Annotated in this window: 4 protein-coding genes and 1 pseudogene; all 5 read right to left on the bottom strand. The window is 60.3% G+C overall.

Features of this window, described 5'->3' with window-relative positions; all coding sequences use genetic code 11:
- Positions 1-169 precede the first annotated feature (169 nt).
- The gene (locus tag QMX93_RS19250) at positions 170-907 is read right to left on the bottom strand and encodes an OmpA family protein (protein ID WP_212545532.1); all 738 of its coding nucleotides are present in this window, start codon (positions 905-907) and stop codon (positions 170-172) included.
- 112 nt (positions 908-1,019) lie between these two features.
- Positions 1,020-1,664 carry an MBL fold metallo-hydrolase gene (locus tag QMX93_RS19245; RefSeq protein ID WP_282357651.1) on the bottom strand — a complete coding sequence of 215 codons (645 nt, stop codon included), beginning with the start codon at positions 1,662-1,664 and terminating at the stop codon, positions 1,020-1,022.
- A 52-nt stretch (positions 1,665-1,716) separates the two neighbouring features.
- On the bottom strand, positions 1,717-4,452 hold the full coding sequence (locus tag QMX93_RS19240) for a LuxR C-terminal-related transcriptional regulator (RefSeq protein WP_282357650.1): 2,736 nt from the start codon (positions 4,450-4,452) through the stop codon (positions 1,717-1,719).
- Positions 4,453-5,078: 626 nt separating this feature from the next.
- Positions 5,079-6,443 carry a DUF1329 domain-containing protein gene (locus tag QMX93_RS19235; protein WP_053123680.1) on the bottom strand — a complete coding sequence of 455 codons (1,365 nt, stop codon included), beginning with the start codon at positions 6,441-6,443 and terminating at the stop codon, positions 5,079-5,081.
- A 28-nt stretch (positions 6,444-6,471) separates the two neighbouring features.
- Positions 6,472-8,361, bottom strand: a pseudogene (locus tag QMX93_RS19230) (DUF1302 domain-containing protein).
- Positions 8,362-8,467 lie beyond the last annotated feature (106 nt).

The following is an 8,467-nucleotide window of genomic DNA, read 5'->3' as shown; positions in this document are numbered from 1 at the left end:
GTCTGGGGATTTTGTGGGTAACTGCACCGACGCCTTCGCGAGCACGCTTTGCTCCTACAGCGGACCCGTGCACTTGTAGGAGCAAAGCTTGCTCGCGAAGGGGCCGGCACAAGCCACGCAAAAAAATGCCCGATCACCGGATCGGGCATTTCTTCATTCAGGCAATCGCTTACGGATATTGCTGAACCGTGCCCGGCTGCTGTTGCTGCGGCGCACCATACTGCTGACCCGGAATCGCCTTCAGGTTGACTTCAACCCGACGGTTCTGCGCACGGCCATTGACGTCACCGTTGCTGGCAATCGGATTATCCGGGCCGGCACCGCGCGCCGACAGGTTGGCACCGCTGACGCCTTGCGAGGTCAGGTAAGTCGCCACGCTCTGTGCACGACGCTGCGACAGATCCATGTTGTGCTGGCGGCTGCCGGTGCTGTCGGTGTAGCCGACGATCTCGATCTGGTTCTGGCTGAATTCCTTCAGCGAACTCGCAAGGTTGTTCAGTGGCTGATAGAAGCTGGAAGCGATGTTCGCCGAATCGGTGGCGAACGTGATGTTGCCCGGCATGATCAGTTTGATCTGATCGCCCTGACGCTGCACTTCAACGCCAGTGTTGGCCATGCTCGCGCGCAGCTTCTTCTCTTGCTGGTCAGCGTAGTAACCGTAACCGGCAGCAGAAGCACCGACCACGGCCGCGCCGATCAGCGCGCCCTTGCCACGGTTGTCGTGACCGATGGCGGCACCGGCCAGTGCGCCGGCGAGTGCACCGAGGCCACCGTATTTGGCGGTTTTGCTCATTCCTTGGGAGCCACTGTCGGCCTGGCCCTGATTGTCATACGGGTTAGGCGAGGCGCAGCCGGACAGCAAGGCCACGGCAGTAGCGACAATAATCAAACGACGCGTGGTGAACATGAAGAGCTCCTACTTTTGCATTCTGTGGTGCAACGGCCATTGGCAATCGCCCGTGCGGGCGTTGGATCATGACAATGCACAAAAATTCCGCAGCAGACCCGTGACAAAATATTTAGGCCCGCACAAACGGGTTTTCGCGCATCTCATCCCCCAGACGCGTGTCCGGGCCATGCCCGGTCACGACAGTCGCGTCCTCGTCCAGCGTGTATAGCCGCTGCTTGATCGACCGCACGATGGTCGCCTGATCGCCGCCCCACAAATCCGTGCGCCCTACGCCGCGACGAAACAGCGTGTCGCCGGCAATCAACAGCTTAGCCTCGGAAAACCAAAAGCTCATGGAACCGGGTGTATGACCCGGCGTATGCAACGCCACGCCGCAGCCGCAGGCGAGTTCTTCGTCGTCGCTCAACCAGCGATCTGGCGACGATACCGGCGTGTACGGCACGCCGAACATCTGGCATTGCATCTCGAGGTTGTCCCAGAGGAACTGATCTTCTTTGTGCAGATGCAGAGTCGCGCCGGTTTTCTCTTTCATCTGCCCCGAAGCGAGGAAGTGATCGAGATGCGCGTGGGTATGGATGATGCTGACCACTTTCAGCCCATGCGCATCGAGGCGCGCCATGATCAGATCGGGATTGCCGCCCGGATCGACGACGATGGCTTTCTTGGTGATCGGATCGCCGATGATCGTGCAATTGCACTGCAAGGGGCCGACGGGGAAGGTTTCGCGGATGAGCGCTGGGGCTGGAACGGTCATGGGAAATCCTGAGCAATGGCTCGAAAACGGCCGATGCCGGATGTTACCGTCGCTAGACCCTTAACCCCAACTCCTTCGCCCGCGCCACCGCTTGCGTGCGCCGCTCGACCCCCAACTTGCTGTTGATATGACTGGCGTGGGTTTTCACGGTGTGCAGCGAGATAAATAACTGCTCGCTGATTTCCTGATTTGAACAGCCTTGGGCGATCAGGCGCAGCACAGCCAGTTCGCGGCTGCTGAGTTGTTCTGCTGCTGAGCATTCGGCCACGGCACGGACAGCAACATGCGGCATATGCCCCAGTAACTGCTGACCGACAAGGGTCGACGCGATCGGCGCCAATTGGGCGCGCAGCCAGTCGGTGTGTGCTTTGATCAATGCATCGAAAGGCTGCAGCACGCCACCAGCCGCGGCTTCCAGCGCCTGACTCAATGCCTTGCGCGCTTCCGGCTCGCGTCCACCGGCCAGCAGCAACGCCACTTTCTGTGTCAGCGCCATCACACTGAGCAACTGTCGCCCGGTTTGCTGACCGTTCTCGTGCAACACGTTCAAGCGCCCTTCGGCGAGCATCGGCTGGCCCTGAATCATGTCGAGCAATGCCTGCTGCAATTCAACGTGCAAGGGCAGTTGTGGATGAAACTCCGGTGGCGCGGCGGCGCGTTCACCGGTGTAAGTCTGGCCCAGTCGCGCCAGCCAGGCCTCGGCGAGATCGGTGCGGCCCTGCGCCAGCCACAGCTCGCATTTGACCAGGGTGATCATCGCCAGATAGTAGATCGGCGGCACGTCCCAGATGTGCATCAGCCGTTCGGCTTCAGAGAGTTCAGCGAAGGCTTTGGCGAATTCGCCGGTGGCACCGTCCAGCCGCGCTATCACGCAATGGCCGATCAATACGCTGATGTCGCGACAGGCACGCGCCTCGCCGATGCCGGCCAACAACCGCGTACGGGCGACTTGCGGCTGCAGGCGCATCGCTAACAGAAAACCTTCGTATAACGTCAGCCGTGCGCGCACCGCGTACAGACGTTGCGGCGACAGACCGCGCAAGCGCTCCAACCCTTGATGCACTTCATCCAGCGCCCGCAAAATTTCGCCACGCGCCTGCAACACGCGAGCGCGATCGTAATGCGCCAAGGCTTCGAACAACGGATTGCCGACACGCTGCGCCAGCTCCAGCGATTCACGGTTAAGTCCACGCGCGCGCCACAGATCACCGTCGGCAATCGCCAGATTGGACAGCGTCGACAAGCACATCAGACGCTGGCCATAACGCTTGGCCGGCAGGCTTTCCAGCGCTTCGCTGCAATATTTCAGGGTCAGTTCACGATGGCCGCGCCCACGGGCGATGATCCCGCTCAGCGCCAGCCATTGCGCCAGCATCGACTTTTGCGCAGTGGCTGAGGGTGCCGGCAGGAAGAGGCTCAAATGGCTGGAAAGTTCTTCGGCAGCATCGAGCTGACAGGCCAGCCCCAATGCCCAGCTGTACAGCACGATCAGCCGTGGCGTGCTGATCAGCAGGCTGTCAGGCAAGTCCATTTTCCAGCGCAGCAGCATGCCGACGTTTTGCTCGGCCAGCAGTTGCTCTTCGGACAGGTTCTGCACCAGATTCGCCGCGACATCGAGGTGACCGGCGCGCAACGCCTGCTCCACCGCTTCATCGAGCAAGCCTTGCGCGTTGAACCAGCGACAGGCGCGCAGATGCAGCGTCGCGGTCGGCACCATGGCCTGAGCGATCGGGCGGCTGCGCAACAGATCGGAGAACAAATGGTGATAGCGATACCAGTGGCCGTGCTCGTCCAGCGGCACCAGAAACACCTGATGCGCCTGCAGAAAACGCAGAATCTCGGCGCTGTCATGGGCTTCGCGCACGGCGTCGCACAGCTCGCTGCAAAAACGTTCTTGCGGCGCGGTGTCATAGAGAAAGGCCTGCACTTCAGCCGGCAGGCAATCGATGACTTCTTCGAGCAGATAATCGCGGATCAGTCCTTCCCCGCCGTTCAGCGCTTGCGGTAACGCGGCGTCGTTGCCGGCTTCGGCCACCGCGAGCAGCCAGAAACGCAACCCGGCAACCCAGCCTTCGCTGCGTTGAATCAGACTCTCCAGTGCTTCGCCGCGCAATGAGCTGCTGTGGCGATCGAGCAAAGTCAGGGCTTCGTCGTGGGTCAGGCGCAGATCCTGTTCATGCAGTTCAAGCAACTGACGCGACAGGCGCAAACGCGCCAGATGCCAGTCCGGCCGCTGGCGACTGGTGACCATCACCAGCAAGCCGTCGGGCAAATGATTGAGGAAAAATTGCAGGCAACGGTCGAGCACCGGGCCTTGGGCGAGATGGTAATCGTCGAGCACCAGCAGCAGCGGCGTCGCGGTATCGAGGTGCAGCGCCAACTCGTCAAGCAGACCGTCGAGCCATTCTTCAAAGGCAAACGGCTGATGGCGCTGACGCATTTTCAGCAGCCCCAATGCGCGGCTGCCCACTTGGGGAAAGTAGTCCTGCAGGCCTTCGAGCAAACGTTCGAGAAAGCGCCCGGGGTCGCTGTCTCGCGGGCTCAGGCCCAGCCACAGACTTTGCCAGTGCGCCGGCAGGCTCTGACAGAACTCCACCGCCAGCGAACTCTTGCCGAACCCGGCCGGTGCGCTGACCAGCAACAATCGCCCGCCGAGCCCGGCTTGCAGGCGTTCGCACAGGCGTGGTCGCAAAACATAGCCGTCGGGCAACGGTGGACGGAAGAAACGCCCGTCCAGTGCCGCGACGGCAACGCTTGCAGGACCCGGAAGTGGGGACAGATCAGTCATGGCCGGCTCTTGTTTGAATGGCTATTGGCGGCGTTGCAGATGTCCGCAGACTAGCCTTAAACGTACCGGTAATGAAGGTTGCTGCTACAAATGGCTACAAAAGTCTTTCCAGAATGCGCCATTCGCCCCGTATTTCGACCTGTAGGAGCTGCCGAAGGCTGCGATCTTTTGATCTGCTGTGGCTTTTGATTTGGCTTCAGATTTTCGCCCCCATCGGCAGGCCGAGCGTAGGTGTTCATCCGGGGCAGGCGCGCAGCGCCGTGCGGCGCAGCCGCACACATCGAGAGGAGGTGCAGCGAAGCAAACCGTAGGCGATGCCCCCGGATGAACACCGTAGCGAGGGAACACTGAGCCTAAGCGAAGTGCCGTACGCCGGGGGCGAAGCCTTTTGGTTCCTTTTTGGCGTTTGAAAAAGGGACTCGCTGTAAGAGCGAAACCGCCAGAAGCCCCAACCGCAGCAACGGATATGCCCCCAAAACCCACGGCCCAAACAAAAGATCAAAAGATCGCAGCCTTCGGCAGCTCCTACAAAAGCAATTCAGAGGCGCCGCGAAAAGCGCAAAAAAAAAACGCCCCGAACCAGTCGGGGCGTTTTTACGAGGATGCGGCCTCGGGTTTACTGCGGTTTAGCGAACGCCATCCTGACGCAGAGCGGCCGGAGTGAAGTCGCTGGTAGTAGCGGTGAAGCCGAAGTCATACGCCTGCTTCTCTTCGTTCTTCATGCCCAGTGCCAGGTAGCGGCCGGACTGCAGGTCGTAGAGGGTTTCCAGGGCATACCACGGCACTTGCTTGTCGTAGTAGTCCTCGGCATGCGCCTCGGCTACGCGCCACAGTTGGCCACGACCGTCGTAATGGTCGATGACTGCTGCTTGCCAGGTGTCTTCGTCGATGTAGAAGTCACGTTTGGCGTAGATGTGGCGCTGACCTTCCTTCAGGGTGGCCACCACGTGCCAGACGCGACGCAACTCGTAACGCGCCAGATCCTGGTTGATGTGACCAGCCTTGATGATGTCGGAATACTTCAGCTTCGGATCGTCGAGCTTGTAGCTGTCGGAAGCGATGTACATCTCTTTCTTGCCTTCGAGTTTCCAGTCGTAACGATCCGGCGCACCGTTGAACATGTCGAGGTTGTCGGAGGTACGCAGGCCATCTGCCGCAGTACCCGGGCCGTCATAGGACACTTGTGGCGCACGGCGTACGCGACGTTGACCGGCGTTGTAGACCCACGCCGAACGTGGCTCTTTAACCTGATCGAGGGTTTCGTGCACCAACAGCACACCACCGGCCAGACGCGCTGGCGCGGTCACTTTCTGCTTGAAGTAGAACAGGATGTTGCCCGGGTTTTTCGGGTCGTAGTCCTTCATCTTGTCGCGGAACACGAACTGATCCTGGAAGTACACCAGGCTGTACGAGCCGTTCGGTTGCGGCGTGGCCTGGGTTACCAGACGGGTCACGCTGCCGCCGCGATAGCGGGTGATGTGGTTCCAGATGACTTCCACACCGCTTTTCGGAATCGGGAACGGTACCGCGGTTTCGAAATTTTCCAGACCGTTGCCGCCGGACACCAGATTGGTGTTGGTGGCGTTTTTCTTGATGGCGGCGAACACGTCATCCGGCACAGTCGCGCCACGGTGGGACGGGTACACCGGCATCTTGAAGGTGTCCGGGTAGCGCTTGAACATCGCGTACTGCCCCGGCGCCAGTTTGTCCTTGTACTTGTCGACATCCTTGGCGGTGATGGTGAACAGCGGTTGCTCACTGGCGTAAGGGTTGGACAGGAATCCGCGTGCATCGACGCTGCCGGCATTCTTCGGCAGCGGCTTCCACGCCGGGATCGAACCGTCGGCGTTACCGGCCATTTCCGCGCCCATTGGCGTCAGGCTTTTGCCCAGTTTGTCGGCTTCGGCAGCCGGGACGGCCGCCATCACACCGGTCGCCAGCAACGACAGACCCAGAACACCTGCGTGGAACAGACTCTTTGTTATTTTCATAAATTCGTTCGTCCTGAAAATGCAGTGCTTAGAAGTTCACGCCGAAGCTGAGCGCAACGAAGTCGCGGTCGTCCACAGTGGTGTACTTGCCGTCAAAGAAGTTGGTGTAAGCCAGGCTGGCGGTGTAGGTGTTCTGGTATTCAGCGTCGACACCGAGGCTGACCGCTTTGCGACCTTCCTCGAAGTTGCCGCCAGGGCCTGGCGAGTAGCCGCTGACGTCGTGCTGCCAAGCCACGTTCGGCTTGAGGTTCACACCGGCGAATACGTCGTTGTATTCCCAGATGGCACGGCCGCGATAGCCCCACGACGTCGCAGTGGTGAAGCCTTCGTTGGTGCAGTTGCGGCTGCGGTTGTTCTGCGGCGAACCCGGGCCGGCACCGTTGATGGTGCTGGCGTTGAGGATGTTGGCGCAGGTGTCGATGCCGCCAGTCGCTGGCAGTTCACCCGGGCCGTAGACAGGATCACGGCCATAACGAACATCTGAAGTGCTTTCCAGGCCGCCAACGTGAGTCACGCCGACTTCACCCACGACGGTCAGACGGCTGGCGCCCATGACCTGATCGAAGAAGTGCGTCAGGGTGGTCTGGAACTGCGTCACTTCCTTGCGACGGTAACCATGCAGATCCTGACCCGGAACGCCGTTGAGCAGAGAAGCGTTGGTCAGTGCGCCGCCCAGCGGACGTACGCCGGCGAACAGGATGTCGGTGGAGTTCAGTTGTACCGGTGCATTCGGACGGTAGCTGATCTCACCGCTCCACGCGGTACCGGTAGGCAGAGTGGTGGAGAAGCTCAGGCCATAGAGACGGATGTCTTCCGGGTACTCAACGAAATACTCCGAGTTGCCCGCGACCAGCAGCGGCGCAAGTGCCGCGAACGGGCCTGGCTACGATGCCGCGGTGTTGTAAACCGATTGCGGCGCACCCGTGGCGCTGAATATCGGCGCACGGCTGTGGTAGTTCATGAAGTAGGCGCCGAACTCGGTATCGATCGGGTCGTACATGTACTTGAAGGACGCGCCCCACTGGCCGCTGTCGCGCGCATCACGGTCGCCGCCACGGCGCACCAGAACGCCTTCCTCGTTGACGTCAACGCCAGCCCCGGCCAATGGCCCCAAGGCAACCGCCGGAATCTGCGAACGCTTGTTCAGTACGCGCAGGTTGTTGTCGCAGCCATCGGCAATGATGTCGGGTTGCGAGAAGAACGTGCCGCAGTTGTCGACAACGGTCTGATCCCATTCCAGCTGATAGAACGCTTCGGCCGAGAGGTTTTCGGTCAGGCTCTGCGAGACGTAGAACATGTTGACCGGAATCAGGCCTTCCTTGATTTCGGCACCCGGACGGCGGAACGCGGACACGTCGATCGGGTTGATCGAGTTGATGCCGCCGCCGATGAAGGTACTTTCACCCCAGCTCACCACCTGCTTGCCCAGACGCACGGAGCCCGGCTGATCGGCGATCGAGTAGTTGTGGTAGACGAAGGCGTCGAGGATCTGCCCGCCGGAGGACTTCGCGCCTTCCTTGCGGTTGTTGTCGCTGATGTCCTTGAACTCACGGCTTTCGTCTTTGAGTTCGAAGTCGTACCAGTATTTGCCACGGACGAACACGCCGGTGTCGCCGTACTTCAGTTCAAGGTCATGGATGCCCTTGAAAATTTTCGAGAAGGTTTCGCCGCTTTTGAAGTTGGCGTGACCGTCATCGGAAGTCTGCGACAGGCCGTGGCCGCCGTTGTTGACGCCGATGAGGTTCTTGTTCGGGCTCTGAGTAGACCAACTGGCACCGAGCGACAGGGACGAGTCGAACTGACCCTCGATTTCACCGACGTTGAAACTGACGCCGAATGCGGGCCCGGCGAGCGAAGAGGCAAGACTGACCGCCAGAGGCAGTTTTGCCCGGCGCCAGAACTGGTTTACTGAGGTCATCGACGCTACTCCATGTGCATTATTGTTATGGCAGTGAGTACTTTTAAAAACGCTGTGGATGAGCGGGCGCCAGGGCTGCCCGAATTCATTCCAGAGTTACTCGCCC

This window comes from Pseudomonas sp. PS01303 (assembly GCF_029959385.1).
GTDB classification, from domain to species: Bacteria; Pseudomonadota; Gammaproteobacteria; order Pseudomonadales; family Pseudomonadaceae; genus Aquipseudomonas; species Aquipseudomonas rustica.
The sequence above is the reverse complement of the archived record's forward strand: the minus strand, read 5'-3'. Positions and strand labels throughout refer to the sequence as shown.

Coding starts and splice junctions, on each gene's coding strand:
- QMX93_RS19250 (WP_212545532.1), bottom strand. CDS start 907: ATGTTCACCACGCGTCGTTTGATTATTGTCGCTACTGCCGTGGCCTTG.
- QMX93_RS19245 (WP_282357651.1), bottom strand. CDS start 1,664: ATGACCGTTCCAGCCCCAGCGCTCATCCGCGAAACCTTCCCCGTCGGC.
- QMX93_RS19240 (WP_282357650.1), bottom strand. CDS start 4,452: ATGACTGATCTGTCCCCACTTCCGGGTCCTGCAAGCGTTGCCGTCGCG.
- QMX93_RS19235 (WP_053123680.1), bottom strand. CDS start 6,443: ATGAAAATAACAAAGAGTCTGTTCCACGCAGGTGTTCTGGGTCTGTCG.